General features: G+C 71.2%; 20 protein-coding genes and 1 pseudogene. 12 read left to right on the top strand and 9 right to left on the bottom strand.

Going from position 1 to position 22,405, the window contains the following annotated elements:
* Positions 1-56: 56 nt before the first annotated feature.
* Both malQ and AC13HU_RS06950 read left to right on the top strand, forming a co-directional pair.
* Entirely contained in the window at positions 57-2,129 is a 2,073-nt protein-coding gene (gene malQ / locus AC13HU_RS06955; protein WP_483040864.1) for a 4-alpha-glucanotransferase, read from the top strand.
* A gap of 47 nt (positions 2,130-2,176) precedes the next feature.
* Complete coding sequence (locus AC13HU_RS06950; protein WP_483040863.1) at positions 2,177-2,419, top strand: hypothetical protein; 243 nt, start codon at positions 2,177-2,179, stop codon at positions 2,417-2,419.
* Between the two features lie 90 nt (positions 2,420-2,509).
* On the opposite strand, the gene AC13HU_RS06945 is transcribed toward AC13HU_RS06950, so the two are convergent.
* Entirely contained in the window at positions 2,510-3,076 is a 567-nt protein-coding gene (locus AC13HU_RS06945) for a MarR family winged helix-turn-helix transcriptional regulator (protein WP_483040862.1), read from the bottom strand.
* A 215-nt stretch (positions 3,077-3,291) separates the two neighbouring features.
* Here AC13HU_RS06945 and AC13HU_RS06940 point away from each other — a divergent pair, with 215 nt between their 5' ends.
* A complete protein-coding gene (locus AC13HU_RS06940; protein ID WP_483040861.1) occupies positions 3,292-4,692 on the top strand; it encodes an MFS transporter in 1,401 nt (466 codons plus the stop codon).
* Positions 4,693-4,801: 109 nt separating this feature from the next.
* On the opposite strand, the gene AC13HU_RS06935 is transcribed toward AC13HU_RS06940, so the two are convergent.
* From AC13HU_RS06935 to AC13HU_RS06925, 3 genes are all read right to left on the bottom strand, one after another.
* Positions 4,802-6,229, bottom strand: a complete 1,428-nt coding sequence (locus AC13HU_RS06935) for an alkaline phosphatase family protein (protein WP_483040860.1) — start codon at positions 6,227-6,229, stop codon at positions 4,802-4,804.
* Positions 6,230-6,554: 325 nt separating this feature from the next.
* Positions 6,555-9,140, bottom strand: coding sequence for an aminopeptidase N (gene pepN, locus AC13HU_RS06930; protein WP_483040859.1), 2,586 nt, complete (start codon positions 9,138-9,140; stop codon positions 6,555-6,557).
* A gap of 490 nt (positions 9,141-9,630) precedes the next feature.
* Positions 9,631-9,954, bottom strand: coding sequence for a hypothetical protein (locus AC13HU_RS06925; RefSeq protein ID WP_483040858.1), 324 nt, complete (start codon positions 9,952-9,954; stop codon positions 9,631-9,633).
* On the opposite strand from AC13HU_RS06925, the gene AC13HU_RS06920 reads away from it, so the two are divergent.
* Positions 9,953-10,357 (top strand): DUF4232 domain-containing protein, encoded by a 405-nt coding sequence (locus AC13HU_RS06920; protein ID WP_483040857.1) that lies wholly within the window; start codon positions 9,953-9,955, stop codon positions 10,355-10,357. The genes AC13HU_RS06925 and AC13HU_RS06920 overlap by 2 nt on opposite strands.
* Positions 10,358-10,380: 23 nt before the next feature.
* Positions 10,381-10,644: a type II toxin-antitoxin system RelE family toxin gene (locus AC13HU_RS06915; protein WP_483040856.1), complete on the top strand. Its 264-nt coding sequence runs from the start codon at positions 10,381-10,383 to the stop codon at positions 10,642-10,644.
* 108 nt (positions 10,645-10,752) lie between these two features.
* Here AC13HU_RS06915 and AC13HU_RS06910 read toward each other — a convergent pair whose 3' ends face one another.
* On the bottom strand, positions 10,753-11,289 hold the full coding sequence (locus tag AC13HU_RS06910) for an HNH endonuclease (RefSeq protein ID WP_103889250.1): 537 nt from the start codon (positions 11,287-11,289) through the stop codon (positions 10,753-10,755).
* 293 nt (positions 11,290-11,582) lie between these two features.
* Between AC13HU_RS06910 and AC13HU_RS06905 the strand changes: the two genes are divergently transcribed.
* Both AC13HU_RS06905 and AC13HU_RS06900 read left to right on the top strand, forming a co-directional pair.
* The gene (locus AC13HU_RS06905) at positions 11,583-12,608 is read left to right on the top strand and encodes a mechanosensitive ion channel family protein (protein ID WP_483040855.1); all 1,026 of its coding nucleotides are present in this window, start codon (positions 11,583-11,585) and stop codon (positions 12,606-12,608) included.
* The gene (locus tag AC13HU_RS06900; RefSeq protein WP_483040854.1) at positions 12,605-13,168 is read left to right on the top strand and encodes a GNAT family N-acetyltransferase; all 564 of its coding nucleotides are present in this window, start codon (positions 12,605-12,607) and stop codon (positions 13,166-13,168) included. Before AC13HU_RS06905 ends, AC13HU_RS06900 begins: the two co-directional genes overlap by 4 nt.
* Here AC13HU_RS06900 and AC13HU_RS06895 read toward each other — a convergent pair.
* Positions 13,137-14,954: a hypothetical protein gene (locus AC13HU_RS06895; RefSeq protein ID WP_483040853.1), complete on the bottom strand. Its 1,818-nt coding sequence runs from the start codon at positions 14,952-14,954 to the stop codon at positions 13,137-13,139. The genes AC13HU_RS06900 and AC13HU_RS06895 overlap by 32 nt on opposite strands.
* 392 nt (positions 14,955-15,346) lie before the next feature.
* Between AC13HU_RS06895 and AC13HU_RS06890 the strand changes: the two genes are divergently transcribed.
* Positions 15,347-16,780: a hypothetical protein gene (locus AC13HU_RS06890; protein WP_483040852.1), complete on the top strand. Its 1,434-nt coding sequence runs from the start codon at positions 15,347-15,349 to the stop codon at positions 16,778-16,780.
* Between the two features lie 70 nt (positions 16,781-16,850).
* On the opposite strand, the gene AC13HU_RS06885 is transcribed toward AC13HU_RS06890, so the two are convergent.
* Positions 16,851-17,792 carry a helix-turn-helix domain-containing protein gene (locus AC13HU_RS06885; protein WP_483040851.1) on the bottom strand — a complete coding sequence of 314 codons (942 nt, stop codon included), beginning with the start codon at positions 17,790-17,792 and terminating at the stop codon, positions 16,851-16,853.
* A gap of 349 nt (positions 17,793-18,141) precedes the next feature.
* Here AC13HU_RS06885 and AC13HU_RS06880 point away from each other — a divergent pair, with 349 nt between their 5' ends.
* Positions 18,142-19,026, top strand: a complete 885-nt coding sequence (locus tag AC13HU_RS06880) for a helix-turn-helix domain-containing protein (protein WP_483040850.1) — start codon at positions 18,142-18,144, stop codon at positions 19,024-19,026.
* Positions 19,027-19,057: 31 nt separating this feature from the next.
* Positions 19,058-19,270 carry a DUF397 domain-containing protein gene (locus tag AC13HU_RS06875; protein WP_483040849.1) on the top strand — a complete coding sequence of 71 codons (213 nt, stop codon included), beginning with the start codon at positions 19,058-19,060 and terminating at the stop codon, positions 19,268-19,270.
* Between the two features lie 106 nt (positions 19,271-19,376).
* Here AC13HU_RS06875 and AC13HU_RS06870 read toward each other — a convergent pair whose 3' ends face one another.
* Positions 19,377-19,931, bottom strand: coding sequence for a GNAT family N-acetyltransferase (locus AC13HU_RS06870; RefSeq protein ID WP_483040848.1), 555 nt, complete (start codon positions 19,929-19,931; stop codon positions 19,377-19,379).
* A gap of 632 nt (positions 19,932-20,563) precedes the next feature.
* Here AC13HU_RS06870 and AC13HU_RS06865 point away from each other — a divergent pair.
* Complete coding sequence (locus AC13HU_RS06865; RefSeq protein WP_483040847.1) at positions 20,564-20,947, top strand: VOC family protein; 384 nt, start codon at positions 20,564-20,566, stop codon at positions 20,945-20,947.
* Between the two features lie 58 nt (positions 20,948-21,005).
* Positions 21,006-21,845 carry a DUF5984 family protein gene (locus tag AC13HU_RS06860; protein ID WP_483040846.1) on the top strand — a complete coding sequence of 280 codons (840 nt, stop codon included), beginning with the start codon at positions 21,006-21,008 and terminating at the stop codon, positions 21,843-21,845.
* Between the two features lie 40 nt (positions 21,846-21,885).
* Here AC13HU_RS06860 and AC13HU_RS06855 read toward each other — a convergent pair.
* Positions 21,886-22,405: pseudogene (locus AC13HU_RS06855) on the bottom strand (hypothetical protein); the annotation flags it as partial.

The following is a 22,405-nucleotide window of genomic DNA, read 5'->3' as shown; positions in this document are numbered from 1 at the left end:
GGAGGGGGGCGCCCCGGGGTAGGGGTGTGTGCACCCACTGTGAGGACGGAGGCCCGATGGACCGGGTACGGCTGGCCGGGTTGTACGGGGTGGACGTGACGTACCGCCCGACCGCGGATACGGAAGTGCCCGTCCCGCAGGAGACGATCGTGGCCGTGCTGGCGGCGCTCGGGGTGGACGCGAGCACGCACTGCGCGGTGAAGGACGCGCTGGCGGCGTACGAGCGGCGCGAGTCGCATCGGCTGCTCAACCCGTGCACGGTGCTGCGGGCCGGGCACGGCACCCTCGACACGGTCCGGGCCCGGCTGCCGCGCGGCACCCGGCTGACCGTGACCACCCGCACCGGCGAGCCGCTGTCCGCCACCCCGACCACGCCAGGGCGCTATCTGCTGCGCGCCACGACGTCCGACGGGCGCGGCGCGACCGGCGACCTGGTGGTGGCGCCGGAGCGGCTGCCCGGCCCGCCGGAGCGCACGTTCGGCTTCATGGCGCAGTTGTACTCCACGCTGTCGTCGCGTTCGTGGGGCATGGGCGACCTCGCGGACCTCGCCGACCTCGCCGCGTGGTCGGGCCGCACCCTGGGCGCGGGCTTCGTACAGATCAACCCGCTGCACGCGGCCGTGCCGGGCCGCCCCACCGACCCCTCGCCGTACCGCCCGTCCTCGCGCCGCTTCCCCGACCCGGTCTATCTGCGGGTGGAGGAGATCCCCGAGTACGCCTACCTGTCGGCCCGGTCGCGCGAGCAGGCCGCGGAGCTGCTGCGCGAGGCCGCCGGACTGCGCGACGAGGTGCTGCTCAAGGACGCGCTGATCGACCGGGACGCAGTGTGGGCGCTGAAGTCGCGGGCGCTGGAGCTGCTGCGCACGGTGCCGCCGAGCCCGGGCCGCCGGGCCGCGTACGCCGACTTCCTCGCCGAGCAGGGCCAGGCGCTGGACGACCACGCCACCTGGTCGGCGCTGGCCGAACTGCACGGCCCGGACTGGCACGGCTGGCCGCCCGGGCTGCGCGACCCGCGCTCGCCGCAGGTGGCGCGGGCCCGCAGCGAGTTGATGGAACGGGTGGACTTCCACTCCTGGCTGACCTGGCTCACCGACGGCCAGCTCGGGGCGGCGCAGCGGGCCGCGCGGGACGCGGGGATGGCGGTCGGGGTGGTGCACGACCTGGCGGTGGGCGTGCACCCGGCCGGTTCGGACGCCTGGTCGATGCAGGACGTGCTGGCCGCGGGCATCTCGGTCGGGGCGCCGCCGGACGCCTTCAACTCCCGCGGTCAGGACTGGGGGCTGCCGCCGTGGCGGCCGGACGCGCTGGCGGCGACCGGCTACGCGCCGTACCGCGACCTGATCGCCCGGATGCTGCGGCACGCCGGGGGCCTGCGGATGGACCATGTGATGGGCCTGTTCCGGCTGTGGTGGGTGCCGCAGGGCCGGCCGCCGACAGAGGGCACCTACGTCAGGTACGACGCGGAGGCGATGCTCGGGCTGCTGGCGCTGGAGGCGTACGAAGCGGGCGCGGTGGTGATCGGCGAGGACCTGGGCACCGTGGAGCCGGGGGTGCGGGAGGAGTTGGCCGACCGGGGCGTGCTGGGCACGTCCGTGCTGTGGTTCGAGCGGGACTACTCCGGGGCCGCCCCGGACCGGCGGCCGCTGCCGCCCTCGGCGTGGCGGGAGTCGTGCCTGGCGACGGCGACCACGCACGACCTGCCGAGCACCGCGGCCCGGCTGACCGGGGAGCACGTCGGGCTGCGGCACCGGCTGGGGCTGCTGAGCCGGCCGCTGGAGCAGGAGCAGGAGCAGGACACCGCGGAGGTCGCGGAGTGGATCGCGCTGCTCGGCCGGCTGGGGCTGCTGCCGGAGGGCGCGGCGGACGAGGAGGCGGTGGTGAAGGCGGTGCACCGGTTCCTGGCGCGGACCCCGGCGCGGATGATCGGGGTCTGGCTGCCGGACACGGTCGGCGACCGTCGCCCGCAGAACCTGCCGGGCACGTCCACGGAGTACCCGAACTGGCGGTTGCCGGTGGCCGGGCCGGACGGGCGGCCGCTCACCCTGGAGCAGCTCGCCGCATCACCGCGGCTGCACGCGCTCGCCGACGAGGTACGGCGGGCGCTCGCGACGCGCCCGACGCGCCTGTAGGGCACCCCGCGCGCACGGGGTACGAGTGCGGTCACTACATTGAGTACGTGGACAAGAAGCTCACCAAGAAGGTCGTGCGCGCCGGGGTCGTCACCACCGGTACGACGCTGCTGCTGCTGATGTCGTCCCCCGCCTTCGCCCTGGCGCGCGACGACGGTGACGACCCGGGTTCAGGTCTCAGCGTGCTCCAGACCCTCGGCCTGTTCGTGGCCCTTCCGCTGGTCCTCTTCGGGGTCATCGCCGGGCTGGTCATCGTGACGGACAAGTCCCGCAAGCAGCAAGAGCGCTGAGCACGCGGCAGGACGGCTGAGGCCGGGCGGCCCCGGCCGTCGCTTCCCACGCGTATGCAACCCCCGCCCGCGCCAGGCGCGTCCGGGGGTTCAGTGCTGCCCGGAGCCGCCGGCCTGACCGGCTGACGGTCCCGGCGCACCCTGCGCGCCCTGCGCGCCCGGCAGCCGGGTCTCGGTCGAGGCCAGCAACTGCCGCAGCAGGTCGGCCAGCAGCTCCGCCTGGCTGTCGTCCATGCCGTCGAGCGCGGCCTGTTGCACCTCCAACCCGGCGCCGACCGCCTCGTCGATCACCCCGAACCCGCGCGCGGTGAGCGAGACCCGCAGACTTCGGCGGTCGTCCGGGTCGGGTGAGCGCTCCAGCAGCCCGGCCCGCTCCAGCTTGTCCAGCCGGCCGGTCATCCCGCCGGTGGTCAGCATCAGCGTCGCGGAGAGCTGCCGGGGCGAGAGGGTGTACGGCTCGCCCGAGCGCCGCAGGGTGGCGAGCACGTCGAACTCGCCGCGGCCGATGCCGAACCGGCGGTACTCCTTCTCCATCAGGTCGCCCATCAGCCGCGACAGCCGGTAGATCCGGCCGAACACGGCCATCGCGCGCGTGTCCAGCTCCGGGCGCTCACGGTGCCACTGGCCGGTGATCGCGTCGACGGCGTCGGTTTCCATGCTCCGAGTATCGGCCCGGGGTCGGTCGAAGGCAAGAAAGTAGCTTGGAGGTAAGTTACTTCACGCAAAGTCGCTTGATAATGAGTCACTTATCGCTAATCTACTTACCAACGACTTAGTCTGCGGGGGTTCTGATGCAGCGCAGCAGCACAGGTTCGGCGGCTCGGCCCGGCCAGGAGGCTCGGCGTCGGCCGGGGATACCCGGTGAGCGGGCCATGCTCACCGCGATGGGGGTCGACGCGGTCGGCTCGGGCATGTACGTGCCGTTCAGCCTGGTCTTCTTCCACCACATCACCGGGCTGTCGTTCACCGTGGTCGGTGCGGTGCTCACCGCGGTCGGGCTGGTCGGGATGGCCGCGCTGCCGCTGGCCGGCGCAGCCGTCGACCGCTACGGGGCACGCCGGATGCAACTGCTCCTCTACGGGGTGCGCGGGATCGGCTTCGCGCTCTACCCGTTCGCGACGACGCTGCCGGCCTTCGCCGCCGTCGCCCTCTTCACCGCTTTCGGCGACCGCGCCTTCCCCGCGGTGCAGCAGTCGTGGATCGGCGAGGTCGCCTCCGGCACGGACCGGGACCGGCTCCAGGCCGCGTCACGCGCGCTGCGCAACGGCGGGCTCGGCGCGGGTGCCCTGCTCGCCTCCCTGGCCATCTCGGTCGCCGGTGGCAACGGGTTCACGCTCGCCGCCTGGCTCAACGCGGCGAGCTTCGGACTGGCCGCCCTCCTCGTGTGGGGCGTGCGGGCCGCGGCGCCCACGGCCATGGCTGTGGCCGTGGCCGGTCCTGACACCGCCTCCGCGCCTGCTTCCGCATCGGGCCACCGGCTGCTGGGGCGCGGTCGCGCACGTCAGGACTCGGCGGCGGGCTATCGGGTGGTGCTGCGCGACCGGGGCTTCCTGGGACTGACGGGCGCCAACTTCCTCACCGCGCTGGGGTATTCGGCGCTGCCGGTGATGTTCCCGCTGTTCATCGTCGGCCGGCTGGGGCTGCCGCAGGCGCTGACCGGGGCCGCGTTCACGCTGAACACGGTGCTGTGCGCGGTGGGCGGGGTGGCGGTGGCCGGGGTGGTGCGGCGCCGCGGGGCCCGGCGGACCCGGGCGGCGGCGCTCGGGGCGACCCTGTTCGCGAGCGCGTTCGCCGGACTCGCGCTGCTCGGCACGGTCCGGCCGCACTCCGAATGGGTGCTGTCCGCCGGGCTGTTCGCGCTGGTGGTGCTCTACACGACGGCCGAGACGGTGCACAACCCGGCGTCCGGCACGCTCGCGGTGGCAGCCGCACCCGGTGCGCTGCGCGGCCGCTACATGGCCACGTACCAGCTCTCCTGGTCGCTGGCGAGCACGCTCGCGCCCTCGCTCTTCACCGCGCTGAACGCCGCCGACTCGCGGCTGCCGTGGCTGCTGCTGACCGGAACCGCGCTGTCGGCCGCGGCGCTGCTGGTACGGCTCGAGAACCGGCTCCCCGCGGACGCCGTACGGTTCTCGGCGCCGGCTGCGGCGGCGACGTCCGTCCCGGCGGCGGCCACCGACGGTCCGGCCACTGCCGATCCGGCTACTGCCCCGGCCGCCGCGACTCCCGCGGGCGCCGTCGGCACCTGTGGCTCGGCATCCCGGACCGCCTGATCGGCCGCCGAACGTCGCGTCCTGTTGACCACGTACCCGGCGCACGTGCGGTCCCGCGCCCTTGGAGATTGGAGGGGGCGCGGGACCGCCTGAACGGCTTCCGTGCCGGCTACGTGTGAGGGCGGTTGCCCTTCTCCTGCTTGGGGAAGCTCTGCTCGGTGCCCGGGAGCGTCGGCTTGGGGAGGGTGGCGACCTCGTGCTCGGCCTCGGCGAGCTGCTCCGCGGTGTTGTCGGGCAGGCGCGGCGGCTTCCGGGTCGTGGCGGAGAAGCGGAACGCCGAGGTGAGGTCGCCGAAGGTACGGCGCCGCCACTGGGAGATGTTGGGCTCCTCGACCCCGGTGAAGCGCTCCAGGAACCGCAACGACGAGGTGTGGTCGAACGCCTCGCTCGCCACCCATCCGCCGACCGTCCACGGCGAGATGATGATCGACGGCACCCGGAAGCCCGCGCCGATCGGCAGCCCGTTGATGAACTCGTCCGGCGTGCCGGCCTTCGGGGTGGGCGGCACCACATGGTCGAACAGACCGTCGTTCTCGTCGTAGTTGAGGATGAACGCGGTCTTCGCCCACACCTTCGGGTTGGACGCGATCGCCTCGATCTTGGAGGCGACGAAGTCCGCGCCGGCCGCCGGCAGGTAGTCCGGGTGCTCGGACTGGTAGCTGGTGGGCAGGATCCACGACACGGTCGGCAGCCGGTCGTTGCGGGCGTCGTCCTCGAAGGTGCCCTCGGGCTGGGAGACCATCGCCCGGTCGTGGAGCGGGTCGCCCGGCTTGGCGTCTCGGAACTGCTGGAACTCCGACAGCATGTTGGTGCCGTAGTTGTCGGTCTCCTGGTAGACCCGCCAGTCCACGCCGGCCGCCTGGAGCCGCTCCGCGTAGGTGGTCCAGCGGTACGGGGTCGGCGCCACGTTGCTGATGATCGGGCCGCCCTTGGTGCCGCCCGGGTCGACCGTGCCGGTCATCCAGTACAGCCGGTTCGGCCAGGTCGGGCCCATCATCGAGCAGTAGTAGTTGTCGCAGATGGTGAAGGTCTCGGCCAGCGCGAACTGGAACGGGATGTCCTCGCGCGTGTAATAGCCCATCACGTACGGGCCGTTGGCGCCGTCGGCCGCGCGGTGTGCCGGCAGCCACTGGTCCATCGCGCCGTTGTTCCACGCCTGGTGCTGCACCGCGTAGGCGTGGCTGGTGGAGGGGATCGCCTGGGCGCTGGTGCTCTTGGTGTCCAGGTGGAAGGGGAGCGTGTAGCCGTCGGGGTTCGCGGCGTCCGGCTGGTAGAAGACCGAGCGGCCGGTGGACAGCCGCTTGGCGTGCGGGTCGTTGAAACCGCGCACGCCGGACAGGGTGCCGAAGTAGTGGTCGAACGAACGGTTCTCCTGCATCAGCATGACCACGTGCTCGATGTCGCGCAGCGAACCGCTGCGCGGCGGGCCGGCGGCGACCGCCTTCTGCACGCTCGGCGGAAGCAGCGACAGCGCGGCCGCGCCGCCCACCACACCGGCCGTCGATCCGAGGAGTCTGCGTCGCGTCAACTCGGCCATGAACGTTCCTCCTTGAGCCATCAGTGAGGCACCCGTGCCGAGGCCCCAGGGCACTCTGAACGAAGGAGAGTATGAGCCGATGGGGGTTGCCGGTGAACAAGTGGCCAACGCGCAGGAAGCGGTTGGCCACACCTCTACCCGTGTCACCACTACGCCATTCGCACCACGCCGTGTCGTTCACCTGAGCGCCACGCGATCATCCGAACGTGTCCCATGCGCCTGGCCGCTGACATTCCATCAGCCGAACGCAGACGCAGCGGTGCCCCGGCCGAAAAGGACCGGGGCACCGTGTCGAAGCTCGCGCGCGACGCGCGGCGGGGTCGCGTTACGAAGTCGCCGCGCGCGCCGCGGCCTCGTCGGCGGCCTGCGCCTTCAGGGCCCGCTCGACGCCCGAACGGGACTCCACCACCAGCCGGCGCAGCGCCGGCACCGGCTCGGCCGAAGCCAGCCAGGCGTCGGTCGCGTCCAGCGTCTGCTGCGAGATCTGCAGGGACGGGTAGAGGCCGACCACGACCTGCTGCGCCATTTCGTAGCTGCGCGAGTCCCACACGTCCTTCACCGAGGCGAAGTACCGCTCGACGTAGGGGGCGAGTTGCTCGCGCTGGTCGCTTTGCACGAAGCCGCCGATGACGGCGTCCTGCACCGCGTTGGGCAGCTTGTCCTCCTCGACGACCGACGCCCACACCGCGGCCTTGTTCGCCTCGTCGGGACGGGCGGCGCGGGCCGCGGCGGCGTGCTGCTCGCCGGCCGAGGTGGGGTCGCGGACCAGTTCGGCGTCGATCGCCTCCTCGCCGGCGCGACCGGTCGCGGCCAGCCGGGTCAGCAGCGCCCAGCGCAGCTCGGCGTCCACGGCCAGGCCGTCGAAATCGCGGGTGCCGTCGAGCAGGCCCTGGAGGATGTCGAGCTGCTCGGGGGTGCGGGCGGTGGTGGCGAACGCGCGGGCCCAGGCGAGCTGGTGGTCGCTGCGGGGGGCGGCGGCCTCCAGGTGGTCGAGGGTCGCCTGCGTCCAGCGGGCCACGCCGGTCTCCCGCCACTCCGGCGCCACGTACGCGTCGAGGGCCAGCTTGATCTGGCGGTGCAGGGACTGCACCACGCCGATGTCGCTCTCCTTGCCGATGCCGTGCAGCACCAGCTCCAGGTAGTCGCGGGCGGCCAGTTCGCCATCGCGCGTCATGTCCCAGGCGGAGGCCCACACCAGCGCGCGCGGCAGCGACTCGGCGAAGTCGCCGACGTGGTCGCGGACCACGGCGAGGGACTGCTCGTCGAGCCGGATCTTGGCGTACGACAGGTCGTCGTCATTGAGCAGGAAGACGTCGGGGCGGGGCACGCCTACCAGCTCGGGCACCTCGGTGAGAGCGCCGTCGACGTCCAGCTCGACCCGGCGGGTGCGGACCAGGACGCCGTCCTTGAGGTCATACGCACCGACGGCGATCCGGTGCGGGCGCAGCACCGGCACGCCCTTGGCGCCGGCCGGCAGCTCGGGCGCCTCCTGGCGGACCGCGAAGGAGGTGACGGTGCCGTCGGCGCCGATCTCGATCTCCGGCCGCAGCACGTTGATACCCGCGGTCTCCAGCCACGCCTTCGACCAGGACTTCAGGTCCCGCCCGGAAGTCTCCTCCAGCGCGCCGAGCAGGTCCGACAGCCGGGTGTTGCCCCACGCGTGCCGCTTGAAGTACTGCTGCACACCCGCGAAGAACTCGTCCATGCCGACGTAGGCGACGAGTTGCTTGAGGACGGAGGCACCCTTGGCGTAGGTGATGCCGTCGAAGTTGACCAGGACGTCTTCCAGGTCGTTGATCTCCGCCATGATCGGGTGGGTGGAGGGGAGCTGGTCCTGGCGGTAGGCCCAGGTCTTCATGCTGTTGGCGAAGGTGGTCCAGGAGTGCGGCCACTTCGAGCCGGGGGCGTGCGCCTGGCAGGCGATGGAGGTGTAGGTGGCGAACGACTCGTTGAGCCAGAGGTCGTTCCACCACTCCATGGTGACCAGGTCGCCGAACCACATGTGGGCCAGCTCGTGCAGGATCGTCTCGGCCCGCAACTCGTAGGCCGAGTCGGTGACCTTGGAGCGGAAGACGTACTGGTCGCGGATGGTGACCGCGCCCGCGTTCTCCATCGCGCCCGCGTTGAACTCCGGGACGAAGAGCTGGTCGTACTTGGCGAACGGGTACGGGTGGGCGAACTTCTCGTGGAACCAGTCGAAGCCCTGCCGGGTGACGGCGAAGATCTCCTCGGCGTCCAGGTGCTCGACGAGCGACGGGCGGCAGTAGACGCCGAGCGGCACGCTGCGGCCGCCCTCGCCCTCCCAGGTGCTGTGCACCGCTGCGTACGGACCGACGATGAGCGCCGTGATGTACGACGAGATGCGGGGGGTGGGCTCGAAGACCCAGACGCCGTCGGCGGACGGCTCGGGCGTCGGCGAGTTCGACACGACGGTCCAGCCGGAGGGCGCCTTGACGGTGAAGGCGAAGCTGGCCTTGAGGTCGGGCTGCTCGAAGCTGGCGAAGACCCGCCGCGCGTCCGGCACCTCGAACTGCGTGTACAGATACGCCTGCTTGTCGACCGGGTCGACGAAGCGGTGCAGGCCCTCGCCGCTGTTGGTGTACGCGCAATCGGCGACGACCCGCAGCTCGCTGGGACCGGCGGGCAGTTCGTCGAGCGCGATCCGGGAGTCGGCGAAGACCTGTGCCGGGTCCAGCGGCGTCCCGTTGAGCACCACTTCGTGCACGGCGGGGGCGACCAGGTCGATGAAGCTCGACCCGGGCTCGCTCGCCTCGAAGCGCACGGTGGTGACCGAGCGGAAGGTCCCTCCGTCCTGGGCGCCGCGCAGGTCCAGCTCGATGTCATACGCGTCCACGGTGAGCAGGCGCGCACGCTCCTGTGCCTCCACACGCGTGAGGTTCGTACCAGCCACGACGGCCCTCTCCTTCGCTACGGAACTTGTCGACCGGATCGATCCGGATATCGATCACCCGGGTCCCGCTCACCGGATCTCCCCCGATGGCGTGACCATCCTCGCACGTCTGCCTGTTCACCCGCGGAGCCCCTGTGGATAACTCACGGGCGGTGTCCCGGACACTTCCCCGTACGGCTCCCGGGCCGTCTTCCCGGGCGCTTCCCGAGCGCTTCCCGGACACTTCCCGGGCGGCCGCGGGGCGGGGCGGAGGCGGCGCGAGCGCCCGGACCGGGTGTCCGATCGGCCTTCCCCACCCGGACGTTGACCCGCCATCCGCACGACGGGTGTCGCGTCGACGTGGCGGATGCCGCCGGCGCGTTCCGTGTGTCGCGATCATGCTGCCCGCTTGTCACGGGGTTGTCGCGGCCGGGCCCGAGCGCAACCGGCCCGGGTCCCGCGTTCCTCCATGAGTGCAGAAGGGTCCGCACCGTGTGGGCCGGTATCCGATCTACGGAGTAGCAATGCGCAGCAGCAAGAGGCTCTCGGTCATCGCTCTGGTCGCCGTGGCCGCCGGGCTGTCCCTGACCGCCTGCGGCCCCGACGACTCCAGCGCTTCCGGCACCACGTCGCCGTCCAGCGCGACCGGCGCGACATCGGCGCCCAGCGCCGCGGGCAGCCAGGACAGCTCCTCCGTCAGCGGTTCCACCGGTGCCACCGGCAACAGTTCCAGCGGCTCCAACGGTTCCGGCGGCAGCGGCTCCAGCAGCACGGGCGGAGGCTCCAACTCCTCGAACTCCGGTTCCTCGAACTCCGGTTCCGGCTCCAGCAGCATGTGCAAGACCTCGAACCTCTCCATCTCGGCCGTACACGGCCCCTCGGGAGAGGGAATGGAGCTGGTCAACTTCACGAACATCGGCCAGAGCTCCTGCACGATGCACGGCTTCGCCGGCGTCACCCTGGAAGGCAAGGGCGGCCAGTCCGTCGACGTCCCCCGCCGCGACCCCGACAACACACCCACCATCAAGCTGGCCCCGGGCGAGGGGAACGGCTTCTCCCTGTATTACGCGCTCAACGACAGCAGCGGCGGCTACACGTACACGACCTTGGTCGTCACGCCGCCCAACGAGACCCACTCCAAGGCCCTGAGCGTGTCGATCGACGTCCCCGTCGCCAACCCGGACCAGAGCTTTGCGAACAAGGAGATGCAGATCTACGCGGTCGGCACCACCAGGTAGCGGACGGAGCTGCCCCGCACGCAGTGAGTGAGTACCGCACCGTCTTCCGACCCGACACCCAGGCCGAGCTCCGGAAGGTCCCGCGGAGCATGGCGCTGCGCATCCTCGCCAAGCTGACGGAACTGGAGAGCGACCCGCTCGGGTTCGGTACCACCGCTCTTGTCTCCCAGCCGGAGCGCCGCCGTCTGCGGGTGGGCGACTATCGGATCATCTACACCCTCGACAACGGCGACTTGATCGTGTGGGTCGTGCACGTCGGGCACCGGTCCACCGTCCACGACACCTGAGCGGCAGCGATCCGACCGGCCGGGTGCGCTGATCCAACCGGCGAAAGTGCCCCACACCCACGAGTTTTCACAGGTCGGGGCACTCTCGAAAACACGAAAGCCCGGATCTCAGGCTGATATGCCGTCGATCCGGGCCAGGGCGTCATCCGCGCCGAAGGGTTGCAGGTATGGCAGCCACCTCGGGTCCCGATGTCCGGTCCCGATGATCCGCCAGGCCAGGCCCGACGGTGGGGCCGGTTGATGGCGCAGCCGCCACCCCAGCTCGGCGACATGGCGGTCGGCCTTGACGTGGTTGCAGCGTCTGCACGCCGCCACCACGTTGTCCCAGGCGTGCTGGCCGCCTCGGCTGCGCGGGATGACGTGGTCGACGCTGGTGGCGGCGGCCCCGCAGTACGCGCACTTGCCGCCGTCGCGGGCGAACAGCGCCCGGCGGGTCAGCGGCACCGTGCCCCGGAAGGGGACGCGTACGAATTTGGTGAGTTTCACGACACTCGGCGCGGGCAGCGCCTGGGTCTCGCTGTGCAGGTAGGCGCCGGATTCCTCCAGGCACACGGCCTTGTTGTTGAGCACGAGGATGAGTGCGCGGCGAAGCGGTACGACGCCGAGCGGCTCGTACGACGCGTTCAGGACCAGGACATGCGGCACGGATGCCTCCTTTGGCGCCGGCGACGCGTGGCTCGCGCCGGGACGATCTGGCCTCAGTCTCTCCGGAATGCGGTGCACCGCGCCACCATGCCCGGGTAACGGACCGAAGGTGTTTTGGACCACACTTCTGCTCCTCCCATCTCACTCCCCCAGGTGTGGCAACGCCGCCTCACCCTCCATACATCCCCCGCTCAGTGCCCTTCCGCCCCTCCAACGTGCAACGGAACGACATCGTTCACACGTTTTTCGCGCCGCTAGATTGGAGCCTTCGCCCCCCTACGGAGGTCCCGTACGTGTCCAGCCCGACGCCGCAGCCCCAGAACACCCTGCCTTTCACCGACGTACCCCGTTCGGCGGCACAGGCCAGCAGCTGGGTCGACGACAACTGGGCGAACTGGCTCAGCTCGGGTCTGCGCATCCTGCTGATCGTCGCGATCGCGGTCGTACTCCGTTCGGTGGTACGCAAGACGATCAGCCGCCTGATCGAGCGGATGAACCGGGGTGCCGAGGTCGCCGCGAACACCGCGCTCGGCGGCCTGCTGGTCAACGCGGAACGGCGCAGGCAGCGCAGCGAGGCGATCGGGTCGGTGCTGCGCAGCGTGGCGTCGTTCCTGATCCTGGGCACCGCGGCGCTGACCGTACTGTCCGTACTGAAGATCAACCTGGCGCCGCTGCTGGCCAGCGCGGGTGTGGCCGGGGTAGCGATCGGCTTCGGCGCCCGCAACCTCGTGACGGACTTCCTCTCCGGCGTCTTCATGATCCTGGAGGACCAGTACGGCGTGGGCGACGTCATCGACGCGGGGGTGGCGTCCGGCACGGTGGTGGAGGTCGGCCTGCGGGTCACGAAGCTGCGCGGCGACGGCGGCGAGATCTGGTACGTCCGCAACGGCGAGGTGAAGCGGATCGGCAACCTCAGCCAGGGCTGGGCCACCGCCGTGGTGGACGTGCAGGTCGGCGCGGGCGAGGACCTGGAGCGGGCGAGTGGGGTGATCGCGGCGACCGCCGACGAGATGGCCAAGGAGTCGCCGTGGGACGAGCGGCTGTGGGAGCCGGTGAAGGTGCTCGGCCTGGAGTCGGTCGGCGCGGACTCCGTCGTGGTGCAGGCCCAGGCCCGCACGATGCCCGGGCAGGCCGCGAATGTCTCCCGCGAGCTGCGCTGGCGGATCAAGCACGCGTTCGTCCGTGAGGGCATCGGGATCACCGGCGGCCCGGCCGTCCCGGTGCCGGCCCAGTCCGGCGGCGCGGAGGACGGCCCGGCCACGGCAGCTGCCCCTACAGGTGCCGCGGAGGCGGGCGACCCCCGGGGAGGGAACGAATGAGCACCGACGCCATGGCCGGGAGCACGGACGGGACGGCCGCGGACCCGGTCATACGACGCTCGGCCACACGCCCGGCCGCGGATTCCGCCGCCGGCTGGTCACTGCGCCCCGCGACGCCGGCCGACGTCGAGACGGTGGCCGAGCTGAAGGTCGCGGTCATGCGCGCGGACCTGGAGCGGCTCGGACGGTACGACGATCACCGGGCACGGCAGCGGGTGCGGGACGGCTTCTCGCAGAAGTACACCTCGCTCATCATGGTGGGCTCCGACGTCGCCGGGTCCGTCACCTTCCGCCCCACCGACGACGGCTCGCGCGTCCTCGAACACTTCTACCTCGCACACCGCCACCAGGGCCACGGGCTGGGCACCGCGGTACTGCGCTCCCTCCTCGCCCAGGCCGACGCGGAGCGCGCCACCACCCGCCTGATCGTCCTCCAGGGCAGCACCGCCCGCCGCCTCTACGAGCGCCACGGCTTCACCGTCGGGTCCGAGGACCCGATCGACGTGTTCATGGCGCGCCCACCTGCGCTCAGCGAGGCGGCGCGCCCTTCGAGGGGATGAGGCCGGTGCTGATGGTCATCGGGTTGTCGGTGAAGGCGTTCAGGTAGAGGTGCTGGTGCGGGGGGAAGGCGCGGTAGCCGCCGGGGGGTGTGAGGCGGTAGGTGGTGGAGGTGTGCGGGCGGAGGGTGTGGGGGCCGGACTGGATGGTCCACCAGCCGGAGGAGCCCTGGCCGCTGCGGGACGCGAAGTGCGGGGTCAGCGTGGTGGAGCCGTTGTTGGTCACCTGGACGGTCACGGCGGTGAATCCGTGGTGCGCGAGGGCCAGTTGCGGGGTGACGGTCATCGACAGCGGTGGCGGGCTCGCGGCGGCCACGGTCACGCACAGCACCGCGGGGACCAGGAGCCCGGCCCCCACCGCCACCCTGGCGCGGCGACCGCGCAGCCGTTCCGGCAGTCGCGGCTGCCAGGCGCGGGCCAGCGCCGAGGCGGGCACCGTCGCGAGGGTCGCGAGCCACAGCGGCGTGAGCATCAGGAAGTAGCCGTCCTGCGAGCGGGTGGCGAAGTAGAACGACGCCCAGGGCAGCACGGTGACCGCGAGCCCGAGCCGCCTGACGAACAGGCAGGTCGCGGCGAGCAGGCCGAGCAGGAGCAGCACGCTGCCGTAGGAGTAGAAGCTCAACCGGCTGCTGCCGTCGGTGAAGTAGTACGAGATGTCCACGACGCCCTGCCCGTGCAGGATCGCGTTCTGCGTCAGCGGCAGCATGATGCCGTGCAACCAGCCCGCCGGGTCCTGGGCGGCGAAGTACGCGTTCAGGATGCCCCAGGACACCAGGGCGGTGCCGGTGTAGCGGGCCGTCACCGCGAGCGCGTCGCGCCTGCCGAGTTCGCCGCGCCGTACCGCGTAGAGGGCGACGAGCAGGAACGGGGTGAGGAACCAGGCGAGTTGCTGGGAGGCGCAGGCCCCGCCGAGGCAGAGCGCGCGCACCACCCCGGCGCGGCCGAGCCGCCCGCCGGCGCCGGTCTCCGGCCAGCGGACCACGACCGGGACCAGCAGCGCGAAGACGAGCATGGCGGGGTAGCCCTCGCGGGCGTACTGCGGCAGCAGGTCGAACCCGAGGCACACCGCGGTCGCCGCGGACCGCCACGGGGCGGGCAGCATCAGCCACAGCACGACGGCGCCCGCCATCAGGGCGCCGGTGCTCACCATCGTGGCCGCGGCGGTGCTGTGCACCACCAGGTGCACGGGCGCGGTGAGCAGCGCGGTCAGCGGCGGGTAGCCGTACGTGTAGTCGGCGCCGCCGCTCATGGTCTTGGTGAGCGCGATGCCGCTGTGGTCGAACAGCCATGGCCACGGCTGGTCGTAGATCGGCCGGCCATGCGCGAGGGCGTGGGCGGCCTGGGAGGTCAGCGCCCCCTCGTCCGCGCCGGCGTGGTGGAGCGCGTAGCGGCAGACCACCAGGACGAGGGCGATCGCGAGCACACCCGCGTCGGCCCTCGCCAGCGAGCGGCGGGTGCGTACGGCGCAGGCGGCCACGCCGGCGACGAGGATCCCGGCGTAGCAGACCGAGATGAGGGCGGCGAGTGGCGGGTGCTTGCCCATCGCGTCGGTCCAGGTGCCGCGGGTCCCGATGAACAGGCTGATCGTGCCGACCAGCGTCATCCCGCGGTGCCACTGCGCGGGGGCCGCTCCGCCGGATGCCCCGTCCCCGGACGCCGAACCGCCCGGCGCCGCGTGCTCCGCCCCCTCCCCGACCTCCTCGTGCCGGGCCGGCGCCGCGGCGCTGTCCACCGATGCCGGTGGGCTCTGCGCGACTGCCCCGCTGCCCGGATACGAGCCTGCGTCCATACGACCGTTTCCTCCCCCGGCCCCGCCGCCCACCGGTGGTCCGGCAGCACGGCGCGGGCGCGCGCGACTACTGGTGTGGAGGGGAGCCGAGGCTCCGGCGTTGCGCCGATCCGGTGTGGAATTCCCCCGACAAGGACGACTGCGCGACCTGCGCCCGGGTTGTCCCACCAGGGCGTTACGATTGTGTGAACTCTCGCCGACGCCCTTGCTACGTAAGGGATTTCGCGCCTCGCGTGCGCCATCGCGCCGGGGTACGCCGTGAGTTGCCGCGGTGCGCCGCGCGTCCCGCGACCTCCGGGGCCGCACCGTACCTCCGGGGCCGCACCGTGGTGCGGAGGGCGACGGTGCCGCGGCCCAACCAGGTTGTCGGTGCGGCCGGATACGCTCCCGCGATGCGTGACAACGGCAACGAGGCCGAGATCGACAGCGACAGCAGCAGCGGCGTCGGTTCGGTGGGCAGTGGGGACACCGACGAGTCCTTCCTGGGCGAACAGATGGTCGGTGCGGTGTCCGGAGCGGGGTGCGGCAAGCTGTGCAGACGAGTCGGGCACGAATGCGGCAAGCCTGGGAGTGGAGTTGTCCCTGCGGGCTGGTCGACCTGGAAGGACGAGGCGCTGACTGCCGTGGGTCTGCTCGAAAGCTGGCTGCCCGCACCTTCCGGATCCGACGGTTCGAGTTCGAGGTGGGCGCTGGCCCTAGTCCACGGGAAGACCCGGGAGCCGGTGCCCCCGGGGGATGGCGCGTGGACGGCGGTCCCGTCCCCGGCGAAGGTGGCGCGCTACGGCGGCTACCCGCACGTGTTCCACACCGTGGGAGCCGCCGGGAGACGGTACCCGATCGCGGCGCAGCCGCTGCTCCCGGGCGTCGCCGGAACAGGATCCGAGGAGAACCGTAGGCGGATCGTCGACCAGGTGACGCGATCGCTCGTCACCACGCTCCACCCCGACGGCGAGGAACCGGCTCTCCGGATCCGGCTGCTCATCGCTCATCTCGCCGACCTCCTCGTTCGTGACGGCGACCACGGCATGCTGCGGGTGGACGTCGCCCGCGAACCCGACGGCGAACCGGCAGACGGCGAACGGCACCTGCTGTTCCGCGACCGCGACGGGAAGACCACGCGGCTGGCAATGGCACTCCTTCCCACGGCTGCCGAGGGCAGTCCACGGCCGGACCCGGCATGTGTCCTGGCCAGCCATCGTGGTTGCGCCGCGCTGACCGGGAAGGACTACCGGCGCGCGGCCTTCCGCACGCGGGCCGCCTGCACCTCCACGCTCCTCAGCGAATTCCTCTACCTGAACAACAGCGACCAGATGACCTTCGGCGTCATCGTCGAACCGCACCACCTCGACCTGCCCACCGATCCGGACCGCGCCGACCGGGAGTTCCGGACGTGGTTTCGTTCCTCAGCGCTCCGGGCCGGGATCCGTGACGAGGAGGAGTGGTACGACGACATGTGGAAGGACGACCGTGACGGGCCACAACGGCTGGACTCCGAAGGTCTGACCGCACTCATCTCCGCCGTCCAGGAAGAACTCGTCCAAGGCTTCCTGCTGGAGTTGGCCGACTGGACCGAGACCGAGGACATGGCATCGGTCGACCCGGATGAGTACCTCTTCCCTTGGCTCCTCCGTGACTTCTTCACCAGTCTGACCAGCCAGGTCTACGGTGCGGCACCGGATACGCCACGACTTGCCTTTGTGACGGGCCTGCCTTTCGGCTACTTCGACGAGGAAAACCCTTCGGACGCGGACGGGGACGACTGCGGCTTCCTCGTCCTGGTCGGGACCGAAGACATGGCAGTCGTCAAGATCGACGCCCGCGTCTGAGCCCGCCGGGTCGCACCGCCCGTCGTCAGGCCGGCGGGTCAACGCAACGCGCGGAACCAAGCGACGCCAGTCAGGGACGGGCGGGGCTCAACACAGGCCGCTCGGGAACGGGTTGACGGGTGGTGTCGGCACCGGAGTCCCCGGACTCCCCGTCCTTGCCGGACTCCCTCTCGTACGCGGCCGCCGTCGACTCAATGAGCCGCAGGGACGCTTCCGGGGGGAGGGCGGCGGAGGTCAGGAGGTCGTGGGTGAGCTGAGTGAGGCTGATCGTGGCGGGGTCGCTGAGCGGGGCGCCGGTCTGGTGGGCGGTGAAGTGGGCGAGCGGGCACTCCTCGGCGAACGTCATCAGCCGCAACGCCCCGTCGGTCGCGGTGGGATGCGGGGTCACGGTCAGCGGCAGCACATGCAGGGTGACGCGCTGCCGCCGTACGAAGTCGGCCATGTGGTGCAACTGCTCGGCCATCACGGCGGGTCCGCCCAACGGCCGGCGCAGCGCGGTCTCCCCGACGACGGCGCTGTAGCGCGGCCCACGCGGGTCCAGCAGCACCGGCGTACGGGACAGCCGCGCCTCCCAACGGTGCCGGATCGCCCGGTCCGCCAGCACCGCCGCGTACGTCTCCCCGACCGCCCGCGCGTACGCCTCCGTCTGGAGCAGGCCCGGAACCAGCGCGGCGTCCCACTCCCGGATGGCCGTCGCCAGCCACTCCCACTCCGACAGCGGCGCGAGCCGTCCGGGCGGCGGGGCGGACCGCGCCGCATCGATGTTCCGCTCGAAGAACTCGCCGGTGTCGAGGAGTTTGTCCACCGCCACGGTCAACTCGTCGGCCAGCCGCCGCTCCCCCTGCTCGATCCGGGCCAGGAACGACATCTCGATGTGCAGCATCTCCGCCAACTCCACGAGGTTCAGGCCGGCTCGTTCGCGGTAATACCTCAACTCCGCGCCGTACAGCGACCGGGCCGAGAGCGAACGGTCCAACTTCCTCGATGCGAAGCGGCCTGGATTCACGGACATGCGTTTCTCCTTCGGGATACGTTGCGGTGCCTGCGCCTACCGCAGTTACGTGACATGGGTGCCCCTTCCGAAAACTACGCGTAATTACGCAACGGAAAGGCGAGCGCGCCGCTTTGAGCGCCGTCTGGTCAGTCGTGCCTGGCGAGCGCGGTCCGGAACCACGTCCGCGCCGGTCCCACTACATTGGCGCGCGCAGGGGCTGATCCGCAATCGGGTCCGCGCCGAAAATTCGACGGCGCCGGAAATGGACTATGCACCAATCCGCACATACGGCTGACGCAGCCGCACGCGGACGGTAGAACTGTGCACAGGGCGGCCAACAACCCTCACAACGCCGAAAGGAACCATAATGGCAGCTAAGCGTGGCGCGACAGGACGGCGACTCGAACTCGGACTACGGCTGCGGAGTTTTCGAGAGCGCGTCATAGTGAACGGCCGTCCCATGACGCGGAAGATGGCCGTCCAGGGCACGCGGGTCTCCGAGGCTGCCCTCTCCCGCGTGGAGACCGGAAACCTCAGTTTCCGCAAAGTCGGCGACTTGCGGCGACTGCTCGCCAAGTACGGCGTGGACGACGAGGAAGTCATCGAAAGCATGGTCGAGTTGAACCGCGACGCGACCAACCAGGACTGGTTCACCCGGTACCGGGGCTACCTCCAGCCCGCCATGCAGGGGTTCGTGGGGATCGAGGCGGAGGCGCGGGAGATCCGGATCTACCAACCGATCGTGGTCCCCGGACTGCTCCAGACTGAGGCGTACGCACAAGCCATCTACGACGGCGAGCGACCGGTCGCAGAAACCACAACCGAGTTCATCAAGAGCAACGTGGCACTACGGATGGAGCGCAAGGCCCGGGTGATCGAGCGCGGGCCGGACCCAGTGCGGCTCTGGGCCATTGTGGGCGAACCAGCACTGCGATACGTCGTGGGCAGCACTGAGGTCATGCGCGGTCAGTACGAGGAACTCAGCAGACTGGCGGGGCTGGACCACGTCACTATTCAGGTACTACCCCTCAGCAGTCGGGGGTACCGGGCACTCCACGACTGGAGGATCATCGAACTGCCAGACGAACTGCCCACGATGGTGCAGGTTGACAACGCGTGGGGAGGGGTGTCGTCGTCTGACAAGCCCACCGAAGTGGCGCGGTTCACCCGGAGGTTCAACCAGATGATCTCCTCGGCACTACCCTCCGAAGAAACGCCCGACTTCCTGAAGCGTCTCGCACGAGAGGTGTAGAGCCATCAACACGCACATCACAGCACCCGAGTTGGCGCCCGACCACGTCTGGCACAAGTCGTCCTACAGCGGCGGCACGGGTAACGACTGCGTCGAGATAGCCGACGCAACAGCAACCCACGGCGGCATCGGCATCCGCGACTCCAAGGACGCCCACGGCCCCGCCCTCCTCTTCACCCCCACGGAGTGGACCTCCTTCGTCGCCCTCGTCCGTACCGGCACCGCCGACTTCGGCACCATCTGACGAACGACCCACCGCCGTACCCACGGGCCTCCCCCGCCACGCACCGGGGAGGCCCGTACCTTTGTCCCGTTCCGGCCTCCCCCTCGGCTCCCCCACCGCAACGGCGTCAGCGCAAGGCGAGCAGCATCACGTCGTGCAGGTCGGCGCCCTCCCACGGTCGCGCCTCACCCACCTTGCGATAGCCCCAGGCGCGGTACGCAGCCGAGGCCGCCTTGCTCTCGGGGTGGACGTTGAACAGCACCCGCTCGGCCTCGACCCCGTCGAGCAGCGTCTCGTGCAGCCGCCGTGCGACGCCCTGCCCCCGCCACCGTTCACGCACGGCAAGTTCCATGAGGCCGAACGTGCGGTGCCCGTCCTCGCGGCGCATGTCGTCCGGCACTGGCTCGGCGAGCTGTTCCCACCATCCCGTGTTCGCGCTGAGCGGGTAGCCGTAGGCGATGCCGACCGGTTCGCCGCCCTCGTTACGAGCCAGGGCGGCGCGGAAGGTGGCCTTGCGGGTCTGTGAGCGGAAGCGCCGGAAGGTGGCCGCAACGTCCCCCTCGCCCTCGTTGTAGGGCGGCTCGGCGAACACCTCGGCATAGACCAGCCGGAACGCGTCTTCGGCCTGCGCGGCGGCCGGCCCGTCCAGGCGCTCGACCGTGACGGTTCCCTTCCGCGTCATGTGCTGCCCCCTCGCATGGTTTCGCGAATGCGCTCGCCGCACTCATGGGCTGCCGTGCTGTCCACTCCGGCGGCGGCGCGCTGAAAGGCCCGGATCTTGCCCAATAGCCGTGGTGAGGAGATCCCGCCGCACGCGTCCAGTACGGCGCTCGTCTCCGCGCACGCCTCCTCGACTTCCCCGGCATCGAGGAGTACACCCGCGAGCCTCACCCGGTACGAGGCACTGTTGCGGGCAAGGTCGCCACCGATGCCGCGCCAAAGCGGATGGCCGGTGAGGCAGCGGTCAGCGGTGCCGCTGTGGCTCTGCCGCTGCGCCGCCGGTCCGGGCCGACGCTCCGAAACGCAGGGCCGGCCCGGTGGTTCGGTCCTCCTCGCCGACCGGGGCAGCCGATCGGACGGACGGCAGGTCGGACGGACGATCGCCTACGTCCAACGACCTACTGCCGAGCTGGACTTGGACATTGGACCCAGGACGAAGGTTGGGGACCAGGACCTCGGGGCCAGGGCCGAAGACCGATCGCCGCGGTGATCGTCGGGCGGGTACGTTCCTGGAGACGGAGCGGCCTGGCGGTGGATCGGCCTCGCGGCGGATCGACCGGCCTCCGCACAACTCTCAACAGGAAGGCTCCTGCCATGCGCGTCACCGCTTTCGACCATCTGGTGCTCAATGTCGAGGACGTCGAGCGCTCCCTCGCGTTCTACTGCGGGCCGCTGGGCCTGGCGCCGGTACGCGTGGACGAATGGCGGGCGGGCAAAGCCCCGTTCCCCTCGGTCCGGGTGAGCCCGTCCACCATCATCGACCTGGTGTCGCGCCCCCGGGCCGAGTCCAACGTGGATCACTTCTGCCTGGTCGTCGAGCCCCTGGACTGGCACGAGGTCGTGGAATCAGGCGTGTTCACCGTCGTGGACGGTCCCGGGGAGCGGTACGGCGCGCGAGGAGACGCCCAGTCCCTGTACGTCCTCGACCCGGACGGCAACACGATCGAGCTGCGCTGGTATCCGGAGGACGTCGCCTGAGCTGCGGACGATAGGGGTGGACCCGCGGGGACAGCGGACCCGCGGGGATACTGGACGGGTGAGCCCCGTGGACGCCGTTGACGCCGTTGACGCCGTGGTGCGTTTCCGGTTCGGGCTGACACCGTTGGAGCAGGTCGAGCCGTGGGGCGGCGGGCGCCAACCGCACTGGTTCGGGCTGACCGACGGCTGGTACGGCATCGACGTCGGCGGGCACGAACTGCTGCGGTACTCCGGGCGGACCGTCCGGGAACTGCGTGGCGAGGGCCACCGTGAGGGCGGCGGCGCACCGCACCCGTACGTGGACTACTACGTCGTCCGCCTGTGGGAGGACGTGCTCGCACTCGTGTCGGGTGCGATGGAGCCGGTGCCGCCGGACCTGGCGGACATCGCGGCCGAGGTCTCCCCGGAGTGGACCCACATCGAAACCGTGGAAACCCCTGAAGCCGACGCCGCGTTGGCCTGGCACGGCGCGGGCTACCTCTACACCGGCTATCTGCGGGTCGCCCCCACCGTCCGCTTCTGGCGCACCGTCGTCGGCGCAGACGGGGGCGGGGGCGGAGGCGGGGACGCCGTGGATGTCGCCTGGCGGCACGAACCCGACCCCGAGGGCGTGATCGAGTTCGCCGGTCCGCAATCGGGGCAGGTCACCGTACCGACGAGCGCGTTCCTCGCGGCGGTGACCGAACTCGACCGCGCGCTGCTCGCCGCGATGGACCAACGCATCGCCGAACTGGCGGAGTTCGCCGCCGCGTCCGACGCCCGGCTGGACATCGAGAGTGTGCGCCGCGACCACCACGAGCGTGCCCGCCGGCTCCCCCGTGCCCTGGCCTGTGCCCCCCGCACGGACTGGAACGCCGTACGCACCGGCCTCCGCGCTCTCCTCGGCCGAACTCCCTGACCGCGTCGCCTTCCACGTACGCCTTGCGAAACCGGGGTGTTCAAGGGGCGGCCTTCGTCGGGTCGGTCACCGCGGTTACGGCCTTGGCAGCTTCGGAAGTTGAAGCGGCGGCGGTGAGGGTGCGGCGGGCGGACCAGGTCAGGGCTGCTGTCGCGGTCAGGGCGAGGAGGGGGACGCTGAAGCCGGCGCGGGCGCCGGCCGGGCCGTCGACGAGTCGGCCGACCGCGGCGGCGGAGACGGCGATGCCCGCCGCGCACGCGGAGTTCGTCCAGGTGAAGGACTGGGTCAGGACCGACCGGTCCACGACCGACTCGACGAGCGTCGAGCAGACGATGATGCACGGCGCGACGCCCACGCCGGGCAGCAGGAGCGCGCAGCCCAACCACAAGGGGGTGTCGGCCAGCAGCGGCAGCAGCGACGCACCGGCCAGAAAGCTGAGGATCAGGGGCAGTTGGGCCGCGGGCGGGGTGTGCGGGCGGTGCCGCCCGTAGGCGAGCCCGGCCAACAGGCTTGCCGCGCTCATCAGTCCGTACAGGAGCCCGGCCGAGGAGGCCGCGTGG

This window comes from Streptomyces sp. NH27 (assembly GCF_056859195.1).
Note: the sequence above shows the minus strand (reverse complement) of the source record. Positions and strands in the feature narration are given on the sequence as shown.